We start from the raw sequence: 17,418 nt of genomic DNA on the forward strand, positions 1-17,418 counted from the left end.
CGTCACCTCATTAACTCAGTTTGATAAGATATAGCAGACAGCGCATATAAAGGAGCTGTTTCTGCCCGTAAAATTCGCGGACCAAATCCGCTTATTGTAAATTCATTTTCTTCTAATACTTCTACTTCCTGCTCGGTCAAACCACCCTCTGGACCTACAACCACAAGCACGGAATTACCGGGTTTTAAAGCCGAAAGAACAGCGTGCAGATGAGATGTTTCTCCTTGCTTTGCTCTTTCTTCATAGGCTACAACTTTATGAGTATAGTCACCGCTAATTTCTACTAGTTTTTTAAAAGAAATTGGGGCTTCTACTGCTGGTACAATCGTACGATGAGATTGTTCTGCAGCCTCTTTAGCAATCTTGTTCCAGCGATCTAATTTTTTTTGACTCTTTTTATCATCCCATTTAACAACTGAACGAGCCGCAATAAAAGGGATAAACTTATATGCCCCAAGTTCTGTCCCTTTTTGGATAATAAGCTCGAGCTTATCCCCTTTAGGCAGACCGTTCACAATTGTAACATGGACTGGAAGCTCTTTTTCTTCGCTTATCCATTCTATAATAGATGCTTTCACTTCGTTAGCGGAAATATTTTCAATTTCACACAAAGCAGCTTGCCCCTGTTCATTACAGGCAATAAACTGTGATCCTTCATTCATTCTCATGACGCGTGAGATATGATGGGCATCATCCTGGGTCACTATGACACTTTGCTCTTGAAATTGATCATTTGGCAGAAAATAACGTTGCATCTTGACACCTTCTCACTTGTTAAGCTTGTTTTTGCGCAATAATTGCTACCCAGTCTTCCATAAGCGTTACTTCTTGAATAACAAAGCCCGCTCCCGTTAACGCTTTTTTGACATCTTCTTTTTTCGCACTAATAATACCTGATGTAATGAACATGCCTCCTGGCTTTAATACCTTTGCAGCATCGTCTACAAAACGTACGATTACTTCAGCTAGAATATTCGCCACAACAATGTCAACCGGTCCTTCTATACCTTGCAACAAGTTGTTTTGACCTACTGTTACGACGTTCCCAACTTGATTCAGTTCAATATTTTCGCCAGCAGAACGTACGGCTACTTCATCAAGGTCTAGAGCTTGTACATTACTTGCTCCTAACAGAGCTGCGCCAATGCTTAGCACTCCTGAACCTGTACCCACGTCAATAACAGTATCTCCTGCTTTCACTGTTCTTTCCAATGCTTGAAGAGACATAACCGTCGTTGGATGCGTACCTGTCCCAAAAGCCATTCCGGGATCAAGCTCGATAATCAATTCATCTGTGCTTACTTTTTCATAGTTTTCCCAAGTTGGTACAATCGTAAAACGCTCTGAAATTTTCACGGGATGGTAATATTTTTTCCAAGCAGTGGCCCACTCTTCCTCGTTCACTTCACTGATCGTAACTTTGTTAGCTCCTAAATCAAAGTCGTAAACAAGCAGTCCATTAATTTCTTTTTTGATACCATCCACAGTTTCTGCTAAAAAGCTGTTAACTGGAAGATATGCTTTAATCACTACACCTTCTTCTGGGTAGTCTTCTACGTTTAAATCGTAGATTTCACCAAAAGTTGTATCTCTGTCCTTCACTAAATCCGCAGGATCTTCAATGACTACCCCGCTAGCTCCTGATTCATGTAAAATATGAGAGATGGGTTCAATTGCTTCTTGCGCTGTATGAATACAAATTTCAGACCATTTCATTGCTACCAACTTCATCCTTTCTGCCTTCAGTAATATAGGATTTTAAATATGAACATGACAGATGACAGGTTGGCAAAGTACCTTTACCAACCTGTCTCTGTTTACTATGAAAGACAATTATTCTCCTTTAATTGCTCGTTTTACTTTTGCAAAAAAGGAATCATGCTGCTCATCAACGGCTTCTTGACCGCTCAGTTCAGCGAACTCACGCAATAATTGTTTTTGTTTTTCTGATATTTTTGTTGGAGTTACAACTCGAACGTGAATATGCTGATCTCCTTGACCATATCCTCGTACGTTTGCCACACCTTTTCCTTTTAAACGGAATTTCGTTCCCGTTTGTGTACCAGCAGGAATCTTCAGCTTCACCTTGCCGTGTAGAGTTGGTACTTCTACTTCATCACCTAGCGCTGCCTGAGCAAACGTTAAAGGCATTTCGCAGTAGATATCGTCTCCATCACGTTCAAAGAATTCATGAGTGCGCACGTGGAACACTACGTATAAATCTCCCGGAGGACCACCATTTACCCCTGGTTCTCCTTGAGCACTTACGCGCAGCTGTTGACCATCATCTACACCAGCTGGAATTTTAACATTAATTTTACGTCGTTTTGTTACTTTACCGTCACCGTGGCACGTTGCACATTTGTCTTTAATGATTTTTCCCGTACCATTACAATGATGACACGCACGTCGATTTACCACGCGGCCAAACGGCGTGTTTTGTTCAACGTTTAACTGACCTGAACCATTACAGTGCGAACATGTATCGACTTTTGTTCCAGGTTTTGCACCTGAACCGTGACATGTCTCACACGTTTCTTCACGTGGAATTTCAATTGTTGTTTCTTTTCCGAAAACAGCTTCTTCAAAAGAAAGTGTCATCGTGTATTGTAAATCGGCACCTTGTCTCGGAGCATTAGGGTCACGTCTGCGACCACCACCACCAAAGATCGAGCTGAAAATATCTTCAAAGCCGAAGCCGCCAAAGTCTGAGCCGCCTCCACCAAAGCCGCCAAAGCCTTGATTTGGATCAGTATGACCAAATTGATCGTATTGTGCTTTTTTTTGGTCATCACTCAATACTTCATATGCTTCTTTTACTTCTTTAAATTTGTCAGCAGCATCTTCCGCTTTGTTAATATCTGGATGATATTGTTTAGAAAGCTTGCGGTATGCTTTTTTTATTTCATCTTTTGTAGCGCTCTTACTGATACCGAGTACTTCATAGTAATCTCGCTTACTCATCAATACTCACTCCCGAATCGTTTCACATAAACGTAATTGTATCATTATTAATAATTCCATAGCAACATAAAAGTTACTTTCTATTGCTCTCGTGCACGCAGAGAGCCAAGTAAAAAACTTTCCTTTTCGCTTTTCCACGTTAAAAAAGTCAAAGCCAAGAAATAAGCTTGACTTTGACTTTTTAAAAAGATGTGAATCGCACCATGGCGTCATTCACGTTAGTCGTCAAGATGCATTATTTTTTGTCGTCGTTTACTTCTTCAAACTCTGCATCTACAACATCATCATTTTGAGCGCCTTGTTCACCTGCTTGCTGAGCTTGTTGAGCTTGCTCATACAATTTTACAGTTAACGCTTGAACGATTTCTTGAAGTTCATCTTTTTTCGCTTTGATTTCTTCAAGGTCATTCTTTTCAATCGCTGCTTTTAAAGCATCTTTTGCTTCGTTAGCTTTTGTTACTTCAGCTTCTTCTACTTTTCCTTCAAGATCTTTTAATGTTTTTTCAGTTGTAAACACTAATTGATCTGCTTCATTGCGTAGTTCCACTTCTTCTTTACGTTGCTTATCAGCATCTGCGTTTTCTTCCGCTTCTTTTACCATGCGATCGATTTCATCATCTGATAAACCTGTTGAAGATTTAATTGTAATAGCTTGCTCTTTGTTTGTACCTAAATCTTTTGCACGAACGTTTACGATACCATTTTTGTCAATATCGAATGACACTTCGATTTGAGGTACTCCGCGTGGTGCAGGTGGAATATCAGTTAACTGGAAACGACCTAGCGTTTTGTTGTCTGCAGACATTGGACGCTCACCTTGAAGAACATGAATATCTACAGCTGTTTGGCTATCTGCAGCCGTTGAGAATACTTGTGATTTACTTGTTGGAATCGTCGTATTACGCTCAATTAGCTTTGTAAATACGCCACCCATTGTTTCGATACCTAGTGATAAAGGCGTTACGTCTAGTAATACAACGTCTTTTACATCACCAGTTAATACGCCACCTTGAATTGCTGCACCAAGTGCAACTACTTCATCAGGGTTTACACCTTTGTGAGGATCTTGACCAGTTTCTTTTTTGATTGCATCTTGTACCGCTGGGATACGAGTTGAACCACCAACTAAGATTACTTTATCAAGTTCGCTTGCAGAAAGGCCTGCATCTTTTAAAGCTTGACGTACAGGAGCCATTGTACGCTCTACAAGGCCTGCTGATAACTCGTCAAATTTAGCACGTGATAAAGATACCTCTAAGTGAAGAGGACCAGCTTCTCCAGCAGTGATAAATGGTAAAGAAATTTGTGTAGATGTTACGCCTGATAAATCTTTTTTCGCTTTTTCAGCCGCATCTTTTAAACGTTGAAGCGCCATTTTATCTTTGCTTAAATCCACGCCGTTTTCTTTTTTGAATTCAGCGACTAAATAGTCGATGATTACTTGGTCAAAGTCGTCACCACCAAGGCGGTTGTCACCTGCAGTTGCGCGAACTTCAAATACGCCGTCGCCAAGTTCTAGAATAGATACGTCAAACGTACCGCCACCAAGGTCATAAACTAAAACTGTTTGATCTTCATCTGTTTTTTCTAATCCGTATGCAAGTGCTGCTGCAGTAGGCTCGTTAATAATACGCTCTACTTCTAAACCAGCAATTTTACCAGCATCTTTTGTTGCTTGACGCTCAGCATCATTAAAGTAAGCAGGAACTGTGATAACAGCTTTTGTTACAGGCTCACCTAAATACTCTTCAGCATAACCTTTTAAATGTTGAAGAATGATAGCTGACATTTCTTGAGGCGTGTATTGCTTGCCTTCAGCTTCAACCTTATGGTCTGTACCCATATGACGTTTAACTGAAATAATTGTGTTAGGGTTTGTAATAGCTTGACGTTTCGCTACTTCCCCAACTTGACGCTCACCGTTTTTGAATGCCACAACTGATGGCGTTGTACGGTTTCCTTCTGGATTTGGAATTACTTTTGGTTCGCCGCCTTCTAATACAGCGACACAAGAGTTAGTTGTACCTAAATCGATACCAATGATCTTACTCATTGACAATGACCTCCTTCATAATATGTAGTGTTATTGATTCACTTTAACCATCGCAGGGCGGATGATTTTATCTTTTAATTTGTAACCTTTTTGAAGCTCCTCTACTACCGTGTTCGGTTCGTATTCATCGTCTTCTACTTGCATCACTGCTTGATGCTCGTATGGATCGAATGTTTTCCCGACTGATTCAATTGCTTCAACACCTTCTTTTTGAAGTGCCTCTACTAATTGACGGTATACCATTTCTACACCTTGCAGCACAGATTTAGTTTGCTCGTCCGCTGTGTTAACTTGTAATGCACGTTCAAAGTTATCAAGTGCTGGTAAAATATCCGAAACTAATGATTGAGCACGGTATTTTTGAGCAGCTTCTGCATCGAGACGTGAACGACGACGGAAATTATCGAAATCAGCTTGTAGACGTAAGTAGCGATTCTCTTCTTCTTCAAGCTGTTGCTTTAATTGATCATTTTCTTGTTGAAGAGGGTTTACTTCCTCAGACACTTCAGCTTCAGTTGCTTCAGCAGAGTCTGTTTGAACTTCTTCAACCACTTCTTCGTTTTGTTCTTCTACTTGCTTTTCGTTTGACAATTCATTCACCTCCCTTAAATGTTTACACACATTTTCACATTTTAAACAACGTTTTTTATTTTATCACAGGGAAAGGATGGAAGTAATATATTCCACCCGATTCCTTTATTCTTTATACAAGTTTGTTAATACTTGAGACATATCTGATGACAGCAGTGTAAGCAAACTAATCACACGCGCATATTCCATGCGGGTCGGTCCCAGTATAGCAATTGTGCCAAGCTGTTCGTGACCAAAGGAATAACTAGCTGTAATTAAGCTGCACCCTACCATTTCATTCAATTTATTTTCATGACCAATTTTCACATGTATGCCAGCCTCATTTGGGCTTAACAGCTTATAAAACTGCTGTTCATGTTCAATAATATTAAACAGCCCGCGAATTTTATTAAGGTCATGAAATTCCGGCTGAGCAAACATATTCGTTTTGCCGCCAACTACTAATTTGCCATTCATGTTGAGCTTTAATGCATCATTGAGTATATCCATCGTCTGCTCATACCCTTGAATATGGCTTTTTAAGAGCGTCGCTACTTCTTTGTACATTTTATCATGTAAATCAGTAATGCGAACGCCGATGAGCTTTTCGTTTAAAATGTTAACCATTTTTTCAATATCGGAAGGTTGAATACTGCTCGGCAGCGTAATCGTCCGACTTTCAACGTGTCCTGTATCGGTCACAATAATGGCAACAGCTGACTGAGCCGTTAAAGGTAAAATCTGCAGCTGTTTTAACTTATGGCTGACCGCTTTTGGTCCTAGCACAATAGACGTTAAACTCGTTAAATCAGATAAAATTTGTGCTGACTTTTGAACGAGCTGCTCCAGTTCTACAATGCGTTCAGCGAACACCGAACGTACCGTGGAAACGTCGCTTGCTTTCAAGTGCTGCGGGGACACTAGATGATCAACATAATAACGATAACCTTTCTCAGACGGAACGCGCCCTGAAGAAGTATGAGTTTTTTCAATAAATCCAAGTTCTTCTAGGTCTGACATCTCATTCCGAATCGTAGCCGAACTAAAATTAAACTCTTCTTTCTTAGATAATGTTCGAGAGCCTACCGGCTGCGCAGATCGAATGAAATCATCAATAATGACTTGTAAAATTAATAACTGTCGATCAGTAAGCACGCTTCATCACCTCTGTTAGCACTCTAAAACTCTGAGTGCTAAATCTAATAATAAATTACCAAATCACTATAGCGATGTCAACGATTTGATATTAGATTATCCCAATAAAGGCTTGAAAAACTTCATTCCCCAAAAATCGACCATTGTGTGTTAAAAAGACTGAGCTATTGTCTTCACCCAAAAGTCCTTTCTCTTTGTATTCTTGAATAGGTTCTCCAAATACATCTTTTAATTCTCGATTGAATTTTTTCTTAAACTCCTCTTTTGAGACTCCTTTCGTTTTACGAAGGCCCAAAAACATTTCTTCTTCCATTTTTTCAGCCTCGGTCACGCTCACTTCATTGAGATATGCATTTCCTTTTTGCTCGACTGAATCAATGTACTTTTTTAATGGTCCAATATTTGCTCGTCTTATTCCGTCTATATAGCTATGTGCGCCTGCGCCAATTCCGTAATAATCGTCGTTGTTCCAATATGTTAGATTATGAATACTCTCGTAGCCTGGCTTTGCGAAATTACTGATTTCGTATTGATGAAAACCTTGTTTGTCCATTTCTTTCATAAGTAGCTCATACATAGCTGCTTCTTCTTCTTGAGCAGGCAGGGGTAGCTTTCCTTTATTCATTAAATTATAAAATACCGTTTTAGGTTCAATAATCAACGAATAGGCAGACATATGCTCTACCTCTAATGAAAAAGCCGTTTGAAGCGTAGAAGAAAAATCAGCTACCGTTTGTTCCGGCAGGCTATAAATTAAGTCTAAGCTTATATTCGACATTCCAATCTTTCTCGCTTGTTCAACACAATCAAATACCTGTCTATTTGAATGCACACGTCCAATTTTCTCCAATAATCTTTCATTAAACGTTTGTACACCAATGCTTAAACGATTCACGCCATAGTCATGGAGAAGCTGAAGCTTTTCTTTTGTCAATTCATTCGGATTCGCTTCAAATGTAAACTCACCTTTTTCGTCATAAGGGAGGTACATACGAATGGATTCTAAAAAATACTCTAGCTGCTGTTCATCTAAGGCTGTAGGCGTCCCACCCCCAACGAATATCGTGTTTAAATTGGTCGTTGGATAATGTTCAACTGCTTGTTTCATTTCTTCTCGCATGCTTTCCAAATACGGCATAACGGGCTGATTTTTGAAAAACACTTTATTAAAGTCACAATAGTGACAAATATGATGACAAAACGGGATGTGCAGATATGCTGCCTTCACCATGGACTTCCACCTCAATCACATTTATAAATGATAAAAATACCGCAGAGTCTCTCTGCGGTATTTTTATCTATGTTCGTTCACACTTATTTACAGCGCTCAAAGCTCTTTACTATCGTATCAGATTAGCTTGATTTTCAAAACTAATTTGACATGTTAAATAATAGAATTTCAGCTATTAATCTTCATCCATGCGAAGAACAGCCATGAATGCTTCCTGCGGTACTTCAACAGAACCGACCTGCTTCATACGTTTTTTACCTTCTTTTTGTTTTTCAAGAAGTTTACGTTTACGAGAGATATCTCCTCCGTAACATTTTGCTAAAACGTTTTTACGAATGGCTTTAATTGTTGAACGCGCGACAATTTTTTGACCGATTGCCGCTTGAATCGGCACTTCGAACTGTTGACGTGGAATAAGCTCTTTAAGCTTTTCTACAATGACTTTACCACGATCGTAAGCTGAATCTCTGTGCACGATAAAGGACAGTGCATCGACCGTTTCGCCGTTTAAAAGAATATCCATCTTCACAAGCTTCGAAGGCTGATATCCGATAAGTTCGTAATCAAACGACGCGTAGCCTTTTGTATTTGATTTTAATTGATCAAAGAAATCATATACAATTTCAGCTAGCGGAATTTCGTATACAATACTCACGCGATTAGCATCCAAGTACTGCATATCAATAAAGTTGCCTCGCTTCTTCTGACAAAGCTCCATCACAGCACCAACATAATCGTTTGGTACCATCATCGTTGCTTTCACATACGGTTCTTCTACGCGTTCAATCTTTTGTGGGTCCGGCATATTAGACGGGTTATCTACAGACAGATGAGTCTCGTCTGTTAAATACACGTCATAAATAACGCTTGGAGCTGTTGTAATTAAATCAATTTTAAATTCGCGCTCAATACGCTCTTGGATAATTTCCATGTGAAGCAACCCTAAGAATCCACATCGGAAACCAAACCCTAAGGCCTGAGACGTCTCTGGTTCAAACTGAAGTGCAGAGTCATTTAGCTCTAACTTTTCTAGTGCTTCACGAAGATCGTTATACTTCGCTGTATCAATTGGATACAGTCCGCAGTATACCATTGGATTCAGACGACGATAACCAGGAAGAGGTTCACTGGCTCCATTTTTAGCAAGAGTAATCGTGTCCCCTACTCGCGTATCTCCAACGTTTTTAATAGCTGCTGTTAAAAATCCTACGTCGCCAACAGAAAGTTCATCTTTAGCAACGGCTTTTGGCGTTAACACACCTAGCTCCGTTACCTCAAACTCTTTTCCTGTTGCCATCATTTTAATTTTGTCGCCTACTTTTACTCGTCCTTGTACGATACGAATAGATGCAACTACACCTCGGTATGCATCATAAAATGAATCAAAGATTAGTGCTTGAAGCGGTGCGTCTGGATCCCCTTCAGGAGCAGGAACTTTTTCAACAATTTGTTCTAAAATTTCTTCGATACCAATTCCTGCTTTAGCTGAAGCTAATACAGCTTCCGACGCATCTAACCCAATTACGTCTTCAACTTCTTGACGCACTCGCTCTGGCTCTGCACTCGGCAGGTCAATCTTATTAATGACAGGTAAAATTTCAAGGTTGTTATCAAGCGCTAAATATACGTTTGCTAGTGTTTGAGCTTCAATACCTTGAGCTGCATCTACTACTAGAATAGCACCTTCACACGCGGCTAAACTTCGCGACACTTCATATGTAAAATCGACGTGTCCCGGTGTATCAATTAGATGAAAAGTATACTCTTCTCCATCTTTTGCTTTGTATTGAAGCTGCACAGCATTTAATTTAATGGTAATTCCACGTTCACGTTCTAAATCCATCGAATCTAAAAGCTGAGCTTTCATTTCTCGCTGTGTTAACGCATTTGTTTTTTCTAAAATACGGTCTGCTAATGTTGACTTACCGTGGTCTATATGAGCAATAATCGAAAAGTTTCTAATTTTCGATTGTCGTTTCAATCTTGCTTCTCTATCCATATTTTTTTCACTCCTACTGAAAATCGGCAAAATACACTAAATTAAATTATAACAACACATTCGTCAACATTCAATAAGCATTCCATTGGGGATTTTTCCATACAAAAAAGCAGAAAGAGATTCTGCTTTTAATTAAGAAGATGATGGATAGCCTTAAAAGCTTTTCCTATTGTACTTTTCACGCCTTCCGCTAGACTTTGACCTAGCGAGGAGAAAAAGTTAAAAGCCTTTCGTTTTTCTAGAAACTGCTGTTTTTCATCAATGTTCACGACTTTTTTTGAACCTAAAACAGCAGCTTCCACCTGACCATCTGATGTTTTAGACACATTAATAACATGTTCAATCGAAGGATCATTATATCCCTTCATTTTAATCAACCCTTGCTGAGCCGTCTGCATCCCTAAAAATACGACGCACAGTAAAAAAATGGTTAGCACTACTGATTTTAAAGTAAATTTAATCATATTATTAGGCCCCTTACTTCTTTATCTTCTGTAGTACTAACCATTATGACTATATTGTGAAGAACTCATTCACCTAAAAGCGTATTAATGAGTATATGCCCCAAAGTTCTCTTGATCCACTTCATGATGCAAAGCAGCGTTAAGTCCTCCTGCAACTACATTAGCCATATCTTCAATAAACATATCCACTTCTTTTGGCGTAACCATCAAATTATGGCCTAAAGGTGCAAGCACTTCATGAATAAGACGTCTTTTTTCTTCATCTGGAAGGGTGCCAATCATACCGAGATACGTTTGACGCTGCTCTTCATTGGGTAAGTCATCCTCCGTGAGCTTCTTTTTTTCTCCAAACGTCATACCGGACGGAAGCAGCGACTTAGACGGCTTTCCCTGCTCTTTCATTTCTCGGCCGAAATGTTTTAAGATAAAGTCAATTGTATCGCTTGTAATGGAAACAGCATCCACTACCGTTGGAATACCTATTGCAATAACTGGAATGCCAAGTGTTTCATAACTGATTTCTTTGCGCTTGTTTCCAACCCCAGACCCCGGATGAATACCTGAATCTGAAATTTGAATGGTAGCATTTACCCGTTCAATCGAACGAGCGGCAAGCGCATCGATTGCAATGATAAAATCTGGATTCACTTTCTTTACAACGCCAAAGATAATATCACTTGTCTCAATACCCGTCATTCCCATTACTCCCGGAACAATGGCGCTAACGGGTCTAAAGCCATCTTGCACGCTTTCAGGCTGTAGCTCAAACAAATGTCTTGTAATCAACAAATTATCTACTGCCTTTGGTCCAAGCGCATCTGGTGTAACACTTAAGTTTCCAAGACCCACTACAAGACAGCTAGCATCATCTGGAATGTTGAGGCTTTTAATAAAAAAATTCAGCTCTTTAGCAAATACTTCTTCCATGGCTTCTTGCTTTTCAGTATCCTGCTCGCGAATGCCTACCGATTCAAGGGTTACATATCGGCCTTTTTTCTTACCGATTGCTTCTGCGCCCTCTTCCGTAATTTCTACCATTGAGATTTTGACACCTTGTTCTTCTTTTTCTTTTACAATTACGCCTTTGATTTCTGACTGGTTATTCGGTTTAGGCTGATTTTCTAACGCTATGTCTTTTGCTTCGACAGCTAAATCCGTGCGCACGCTATATTGACTTAAATCAAGTTCTTTTTCCATTTCTTAACCTCCTAGACAATCTTTGTTGAAATTATTGTCACCGAGGACTGGCAGATTCATGCATTTAAGAAATGAAAAGTGGAAGGAAGGGCGCAATATCAGCTACAAGCTTTTAAAGAGAGCTCTGTCATATAAAATTCCTTGTCAAGGCTATTGCATTCTGTCCTTGTGTTTGATAAAATATCTTTTGTTCTTATTGTGAAGAATGTCGAGTTCTATATAATCTCGATTGTTATCATTTCGGGAGGTGAAACGGATGCCAAACATTAAATCAGCTATCAAACGTGTAAAAACTACTGAAGCTCGCCGTGCTCATAACATTCAAGCTAAATCAGCTATGCGTACTGCAATCAAAAACTTTGAAGCTTTAGTTGAAAACAACGATGTAGATAACGCAAAAGCAGCATTTGCTGTTGCTTCTAAAAAATTAGACAAAGCTGCACAATCTGGTATTATCCACAAAAATGCTGCAGCTCGTCAAAAATCTCGCTTAGCAGTAAAACTTAACGGTTTATCTGCATAATTGAGACAAAAACGATCCCATTAGGATCGTTTTTTTATTGCGCTCTTTTTAATAAAAACAGCTGTAAAATAAGCGCTTTATCCATTTTCCCCGTCTTCATTTCATAATCTGCCTCTGCTAAATCCTTTAAAATTTCTTTAAGCTGCTGTTCCTCAAAACTTCTGCTCTGCTGCAAAGCAATTTTCACACGAAACGGATGAACCTTAATCGTTTGAGCAATTTGCTGCTGACCGTACCCTTGACTAGACAGCTGCTTCGTATGATAAATCAAACGAAACTGCGTCGCTAACAAAGATAAAATTTTAATAGGCTCTTCGTTATTACGCAGTAAATCCTGATACATATTTAAAGCAGTAGAAACCTTTCGCTGAATAACAGCGTCAATAAGCGTAAATACATTTTGTTCAAGCGTTTTTGCCACAAGCTTAAGCACAACTTCTTTTGTAATGACTCCGTCTTGTCCAACATATAACACCATTTTTTCAATTTCATTTGTCACAAGTGTTACATTAAGACCCACAAGCTGAATAAGCAGCGTCACAGCATCTTCATCCATATTCACTCCATCTTTTGAAAGTAAATTATGAATCCACTGCTTCATTTCTTTTTCACCAAATTCGTTCGCTTCAATGTAAGCTGCTTGTTTTTTTAATAATTTTGTTATTTTTTTTCTTTCATCCAGCTTTTCATAAGGGGCTATTAGAATTAACGTTGAAAAAGACGGGGGCTGCTCCACATATTGCTGCAGTTTTGCTAGATCATGCTCTACTTTATCTTTCGATTTTTCAGCCGTTAAAAATGCTGCATTTTTCGCAACCACTACACGCTTGTCTCCTAAAAAAGGAAGCGTTTCAGCATCTTCTAGAACTTGATCAATCGATGTTTCTTCTAAATCGTATAGTGACAAGTTAAATTCTTTATCTTCTTCATTTAACGTATAGTCGACGATTTTATCTCTAATCTTTTTACTCATAAATGCATTGACCCCGTGTATTAAGTAAACGGGGGCTATATTATTTTTGGTAATACTTTTTAAGCTATCAACTGCCAACGTATATACGCTCCTCTTTTTTATTCATCTATATTGATTATGTATAGTTACTGATAAACAAAATACAATTTCTATCGTAAAGGTGTTATGAGTTTTTGGCAACAATACAAAAGGAATTGCCTTAAAACGACAATTCCTCAGTTTATGATAAACATTAACAATATAAGCCCTAGGTTACTTATTTGTTAATGATTAAACCCTTATCTCTATTTTCTCCTCATGTCTATAAAGTATAGTTGTTAACTGTTGTCAGTTTGTGAAAACGCTTTTAAATTGTCTAGATTTTTAAAAAAAGTTAGATTATACTGTAAACAGGAGGGGTGTTAATGAACCAATTTGAAGAAAGTGTCCAAAGTAAACGCAACGACGCTGTCGATTCTGCCGTAGGATTTGGTGTTTCATTTGGCTTTTTCACTGCCTTATTTGTTATTGCAACTGTGATTCACTACTTGGGTTCGTAAAATTGCTTCAAGGCTGCTTCTTAGCAGTCTTTTTTAGTTCGTTTTTCTTACTATAGACTATGGAAGTTGCTGCGAAAACGTTCCTGACTTTTTTGTAAATTTATACATTACCCCACCATCTTCATCCGTTCGATAAATATACACTCCGCAGCTTTTCAGAAGCTCTAATATTTCTTGATGAGGATGACCATAACGATTTTTTTGTCCCGCTGAAACAAGCGCTACTTTAGGATTTAAATGTTGAACAAACTCTTCTGAAGTTGAGGTTTTACTGCCATGATGCCCAACTTTTAATACATCTGCTTTAAGGTTTAGAGAGTCTTTCAATATTCTTTGTTCTCCTTCCTTTTCTAAATCTCCGGTGAATAGCCATCTTAAATTTCCTAACTTAGCGTCTATTACAATTGAGCCGTTGTTGCTCGTTTCTTCGAAACCTGTCGGAGAAATAATCTGAAATAACACACCTCCTTCTTGCCAGCTATCTCCTTGTTGAACAATTTGAACAGGCACCCTTTGTTTTTGAGCAGCGATCACCAAGCCAGTCTCTACGTCATTTAATTCAGCTTTTTTCCCAAGCACCAGCTCTCCGACAGCCACTTGTGAAAATAAATGCTGTGCCGCCCCTGCGTGATCATAATCGCCGTGTGTGATAATCATTTTATCTACCCTTGTTATTCCTTTTGAATGCAAAAAGGGAACAAGTACATCTTCTCCCACGTCAAAAGAAGAACGACGTTTTTGCCATGGTTCTTTTGGAAATGAAACGGTTCCTCCCGTATCGATCATATACACACCTTTTCGATAAGGAAGCTCAATGATAAAGCAGTCTCCTTGTCCTACATCGACCATTGTGACCGTTCCTTTTGGATTCAAATAAGGATACATACATTGTGCGGCTAACAATGCCACGAGAAGAAACATATAGCGAACGAAAAATTCTCCTTCTTCGACCGCCACAAATACAGCATAAATGCATAAGTACATGCCCAAAAACAGCACAATGTGGAGTTTTCCCGTTACAAAATCAGCGGGAATCCACTCAAAAAAGCCAAGCAATTTTTCACAAAAAAGTAAAAGAACATGAAGAATTTGCTCCAGCAGTTCACTCACTCCCGGCAAGAGGATACGAACAAAAAGAATGAGCAAACAAAGAGGTAATATAACAAGAGAAAACAGCGGTACAAAAACCATATTTAATGGCAAACTGAGGAGAGATACTCCATAAAAATAGTACAACAATAAAGGAAGTGAACTGATTTGTGCAATCGCTGAAACAACCATGAGCTGGCTGAAAGAAGAATGAAAACGAGGTAAAATCGTCTGACTCGATAAAATCAATGCAAAACTAACGGCAAAAGAAAGCTGAAATCCTACGTCAAATAAATAGTACGGCTTAAAAAGCAGCATGGCCATAAAAGCAAGGCTGATGCTATCAACCAAAAGAATTTTTCTTTGTATTTTTATCGATATAAGCATCAGCATACTCATAAAAACAGCTCGGACAACTGAAGCGCTGCCACCGGCCAAAACCATGTATACAGGAAGAAGCAAAAGTAAAAGCGTAATGGCTCGCTCGCGCGTTATTCCAATCCGAATGAGCAAATAAAAACACATCGCTGTCAGCAGTCCAACATGAAGACCTGATATGGCAAGCAAGTGGATTAAACCAAATTGCTGATAGCGCTTGATACTCTCTTCTTCGATGCCAGTGCGCTCGCCATAAATTAGTGCCTGCATAAACCCAGCGCCTGGATCCGACATATTTTGTTGAATATAATTAATTCCTTTTTGACGAATAAAGGTAAGGTACGTAAGTGGAGTTAAAGTGGGGAGCCGACATTTTACCAAATCAAGTCCCTTGACGTTAAGCTGCCAATGAATAGACTGATGGTACAAATATTGCTGATAATCAAATGCATGAAGGTTGCGAGCAGGTGAAGGAGAAGTTAATTGCCCCCCTAGTTGACAAACTTGATGAATCGTTAGCTTTTCGAGCTGCTGTTTCTCTTCCAACGTTTTTAGTTTATAAAAAGCCATGACCTCTTCATTTTGAACCGTAAACTTAAAAGTAAGCTTGTCGCCGTCACTATGCGGAACAGAGGAAATTTCGCCTGTAAAAGAAGAAGATTCAGCTAAAAGAACCGTTTTGTTATGCTTATTTGTCTCAGCTAATAGGTAGATGCACAAAACACTCAACAGTGCAGAAGCAATAACCACTTTCCTCGGACATTGTAGCCATTGAAAAATGAAAAGCACGATTAGCAAAAACAGGCTTACAGCGGAATGATTATCATATACATATAAAGCTATCATCATGCTAAAAGCACAGTAAATATAATATCCTTTCACTTTTAGCTCCTTTCTTCTTAAAAGAAAGAGGCTCCTTACTGTTACCAAGTAAAAAACCTCTTTTACCTTTAATTTGCCGTAAACAAAGCGAGAGCTTCACGCTGTAAATTCATCACTTCTGCTTCGTCCGCTCCGCTTTTTTCTAAACGAGCGAGAACATCCGTCACAAATTGAAGCTTCTCTTTACTTTTTAAGTCAATGATTGCTTCATCAAGTTCAACTTTTGCTGTTTTCACTCCCGCCTGTTGAAATAACTCAACAGCATACGGATGATTTTTGTAATCATTAGCGTAATATACTGTTTTAATTCCCGCTTGAATAAGGGCTTTACAGCAGTTTAAACAAGGAAAATGCGTGACGTATACTTCCGCATCTTCTGTTTTTACACCAAACTTAGCACACTGCAAGAGTGCATTCACTTCTGCATGGACAGTTCTTACACAGTGTCCATCAATCACATAACAGCCTTCGTCAGCACAATGCACGCCTCCGCTGATCGAGCCATTGTATCCTCCAGCTATAATACGTTTATCACGCACCACTGTAGCCCCAACAGCCAGACGTTCACAAGTGCTTCTTAAAGCTAGCAAATGGCTTTGTGCCATAAAATATTGATCCCATGAAATCCGGTTCATCTCATTCCCTACCTTTTTATTTAAAACTGAATAATTATAATTATACTTGTCTCTTTCATAGTGTAGCGTTTCTTTTCCTTTTTCGTCAATAAGTCTCTACTGTACCTTAATTTGAGCTTTGATTTTTTCTAGCGACTTCTCGCCAATACCTGATACTTGCCCCAAATCCTCTACTGTTTGAAACAAGCCATTTCCCTCTCGATATGAAACGATGGCACTCGCTTTTGAAGGTCCAATACCATTTAGCGTTTGTAGTTCATCAGTGTTCGCTGTATTGATATTAACAAGGGGCTGATCATTTGAAGTTCCTGAGGAAGAGATTGAAGAAACTGGAGATGAAGGCGGAATTTCTTCTCCAGCAGCTGGGATGTAAACAGCCATTTCATCTTGTAGCTTGCTAGCTAAATTGAGCTGTCTTAAGTCCGCTTCTTTCGTAGCGCCTCCGGCTTGTGCTAGAGCATCTTTTACCCTTGCATCTTTCGGAAGCTGGTATACACCAGGCTTCTGAACAGCTCCTTTAATATCCACCATAACAAACGGGGAATCTTGGCTCGAAATTACTTGATCAGACGACTCTCCTTCTTTTTTTGCAGCAGAAGATTCTGCCTTTATCATATCTGAGGTTTGAAGAGAACTTTCCGGTTTCTCTCCGCCTGTGCGATAGATATAAAAAGCCAAGCTAACTGCTAAGCAAATACACCCAATTAGCCATTGTTTTTTTGAAAAAGTCAAATTGTACACTCCTTTGAATTTTGAAGTAACGTCA

General features: G+C 39.1%; 16 protein-coding genes. 2 read left to right on the plus strand and 14 right to left on the minus strand.

What is annotated here, in order from left to right; all coding sequences use genetic code 11:
• Positions 1 to 2: 2 nt before the first annotated feature.
• The 10 genes from LAV82_RS04520 to gpr all read right to left on the minus strand — a co-directional run bounded on the left by LAV82_RS04520 (position 3) and on the right by gpr (position 11,633).
• A complete protein-coding gene (locus LAV82_RS04520; protein ID WP_029320160.1) occupies positions 3 to 755 on the minus strand; it encodes a 16S rRNA (uracil(1498)-N(3))-methyltransferase in 753 nt (250 codons plus the stop codon).
• 19 nt (positions 756 to 774) lie between these two features.
• Positions 775 to 1,716 (minus strand): 50S ribosomal protein L11 methyltransferase, encoded by a 942-nt coding sequence (prmA, locus tag LAV82_RS04525; RefSeq protein ID WP_013059240.1) that lies wholly within the window; start codon positions 1,714 to 1,716, stop codon positions 775 to 777.
• 117 nt (positions 1,717 to 1,833) lie between these two features.
• Complete coding sequence (gene dnaJ / locus LAV82_RS04530; protein WP_013059241.1) at positions 1,834 to 2,964, minus strand: molecular chaperone DnaJ; 1,131 nt, start codon at positions 2,962 to 2,964, stop codon at positions 1,834 to 1,836.
• A 235-nt stretch (positions 2,965 to 3,199) separates the two neighbouring features.
• A complete protein-coding gene (gene dnaK / locus LAV82_RS04535) occupies positions 3,200 to 5,017 on the minus strand; it encodes a molecular chaperone DnaK (RefSeq protein WP_013059242.1) in 1,818 nt (605 codons plus the stop codon).
• Positions 5,018 to 5,047: 30 nt separating this feature from the next.
• Entirely contained in the window at positions 5,048 to 5,608 is a 561-nt protein-coding gene (gene grpE, locus LAV82_RS04540; protein ID WP_013059243.1) for a nucleotide exchange factor GrpE, read from the minus strand.
• Between the two features lie 105 nt (positions 5,609 to 5,713).
• Complete coding sequence (gene hrcA, locus LAV82_RS04545) at positions 5,714 to 6,742, minus strand: heat-inducible transcriptional repressor HrcA (RefSeq protein ID WP_013059244.1); 1,029 nt, start codon at positions 6,740 to 6,742, stop codon at positions 5,714 to 5,716.
• Positions 6,743 to 6,833: 91 nt separating this feature from the next.
• Complete coding sequence (gene hemW, locus LAV82_RS04550; RefSeq protein WP_013059245.1) at positions 6,834 to 7,973, minus strand: radical SAM family heme chaperone HemW; 1,140 nt, start codon at positions 7,971 to 7,973, stop codon at positions 6,834 to 6,836.
• Between the two features lie 175 nt (positions 7,974 to 8,148).
• Complete coding sequence (gene lepA, locus LAV82_RS04555) at positions 8,149 to 9,972, minus strand: translation elongation factor 4 (RefSeq protein WP_013059246.1); 1,824 nt, start codon at positions 9,970 to 9,972, stop codon at positions 8,149 to 8,151.
• Between the two features lie 128 nt (positions 9,973 to 10,100).
• The gene (locus LAV82_RS04560) at positions 10,101 to 10,436 is read right to left on the minus strand and encodes a DUF3679 domain-containing protein (protein WP_014458177.1); all 336 of its coding nucleotides are present in this window, start codon (positions 10,434 to 10,436) and stop codon (positions 10,101 to 10,103) included.
• An 84-nt stretch (positions 10,437 to 10,520) separates the two neighbouring features.
• Positions 10,521 to 11,633 (minus strand): GPR endopeptidase, encoded by a 1,113-nt coding sequence (gene gpr, locus LAV82_RS04565; protein WP_013059248.1) that lies wholly within the window; start codon positions 11,631 to 11,633, stop codon positions 10,521 to 10,523.
• Positions 11,634 to 11,889: 256 nt separating this feature from the next.
• Between gpr and rpsT the strand changes: the two genes are divergently transcribed.
• Positions 11,890 to 12,156 carry a 30S ribosomal protein S20 gene (gene rpsT, locus LAV82_RS04570; RefSeq protein WP_013059249.1) on the plus strand — a complete coding sequence of 89 codons (267 nt, stop codon included), beginning with the start codon at positions 11,890 to 11,892 and terminating at the stop codon, positions 12,154 to 12,156.
• Positions 12,157 to 12,190: 34 nt separating this feature from the next.
• Here rpsT and holA read toward each other — a convergent pair whose 3' ends face one another.
• Positions 12,191 to 13,207 (minus strand): DNA polymerase III subunit delta, encoded by a 1,017-nt coding sequence (gene holA / locus LAV82_RS04575; protein ID WP_211077275.1) that lies wholly within the window; start codon positions 13,205 to 13,207, stop codon positions 12,191 to 12,193.
• A gap of 326 nt (positions 13,208 to 13,533) precedes the next feature.
• Here holA and LAV82_RS04580 point away from each other — a divergent pair, with 326 nt between their 5' ends.
• On the plus strand, positions 13,534 to 13,668 hold the full coding sequence (locus LAV82_RS04580) for a YqzM family protein (protein ID WP_013059251.1): 135 nt from the start codon (positions 13,534 to 13,536) through the stop codon (positions 13,666 to 13,668).
• A gap of 57 nt (positions 13,669 to 13,725) precedes the next feature.
• On the opposite strand, the gene LAV82_RS04585 is transcribed toward LAV82_RS04580, so the two are convergent.
• The 3 genes from LAV82_RS04585 to LAV82_RS04595 all read right to left on the minus strand — a co-directional run bounded on the left by LAV82_RS04585 (position 13,726) and on the right by LAV82_RS04595 (position 17,384).
• A complete protein-coding gene (locus LAV82_RS04585) occupies positions 13,726 to 16,017 on the minus strand; it encodes a DNA internalization-related competence protein ComEC/Rec2 (protein WP_211077274.1) in 2,292 nt (763 codons plus the stop codon).
• A gap of 68 nt (positions 16,018 to 16,085) precedes the next feature.
• Positions 16,086 to 16,652 (minus strand): ComE operon protein 2, encoded by a 567-nt coding sequence (locus LAV82_RS04590; RefSeq protein ID WP_025750557.1) that lies wholly within the window; start codon positions 16,650 to 16,652, stop codon positions 16,086 to 16,088.
• A 96-nt stretch (positions 16,653 to 16,748) separates the two neighbouring features.
• Positions 16,749 to 17,384 (minus strand): helix-hairpin-helix domain-containing protein, encoded by a 636-nt coding sequence (locus tag LAV82_RS04595; RefSeq protein WP_499715688.1) that lies wholly within the window; start codon positions 17,382 to 17,384, stop codon positions 16,749 to 16,751.
• Positions 17,385 to 17,418: the final 34 nt, after the last annotated feature.

It is taken from the genome of Bacillus sp. ILBB4 (genome assembly GCF_035064545.1).
GTDB lineage: Bacteria > Bacillota > Bacilli > Bacillales > Bacillaceae_H > Priestia.

What these genes read in the sequence shown, in the direction of transcription:
- LAV82_RS04520 (WP_029320160.1), bottom strand. Translation starts at nt 755, where the DNA reads ATGCAACGTTATTTTCTGCCAAATGATCAATTTCAAGAGCAAAGTGTC.
- dnaK (WP_013059242.1), bottom strand. Translation starts at nt 5,017, where the DNA reads ATGAGTAAGATCATTGGTATCGATTTAGGTACAACTAACTCTTGTGTC.
- hemW (WP_013059245.1), bottom strand. Translation starts at nt 7,973, where the DNA reads ATGGTGAAGGCAGCATATCTGCACATCCCGTTTTGTCATCATATTTGT.
- lepA (WP_013059246.1), bottom strand. Translation starts at nt 9,972, where the DNA reads ATGGATAGAGAAGCAAGATTGAAACGACAATCGAAAATTAGAAACTTT.
- LAV82_RS04590 (WP_025750557.1), bottom strand. Translation starts at nt 16,652, where the DNA reads ATGAACCGGATTTCATGGGATCAATATTTTATGGCACAAAGCCATTTG.
- prmA (WP_013059240.1), bottom strand. Translation starts at nt 1,716, where the DNA reads ATGAAATGGTCTGAAATTTGTATTCATACAGCGCAAGAAGCAATTGAA.
- LAV82_RS04560 (WP_014458177.1), bottom strand. Translation starts at nt 10,436, where the DNA reads ATGATTAAATTTACTTTAAAATCAGTAGTGCTAACCATTTTTTTACTG.
- rpsT (WP_013059249.1), top strand. Translation starts at nt 11,890, where the DNA reads ATGCCAAACATTAAATCAGCTATCAAACGTGTAAAAACTACTGAAGCT.
- LAV82_RS04580 (WP_013059251.1), top strand. Translation starts at nt 13,534, where the DNA reads ATGAACCAATTTGAAGAAAGTGTCCAAAGTAAACGCAACGACGCTGTC.
- gpr (WP_013059248.1), bottom strand. Translation starts at nt 11,633, where the DNA reads ATGGAAAAAGAACTTGATTTAAGTCAATATAGCGTGCGCACGGATTTA.
- dnaJ (WP_013059241.1), bottom strand. Translation starts at nt 2,964, where the DNA reads ATGAGTAAGCGAGATTACTATGAAGTACTCGGTATCAGTAAGAGCGCT.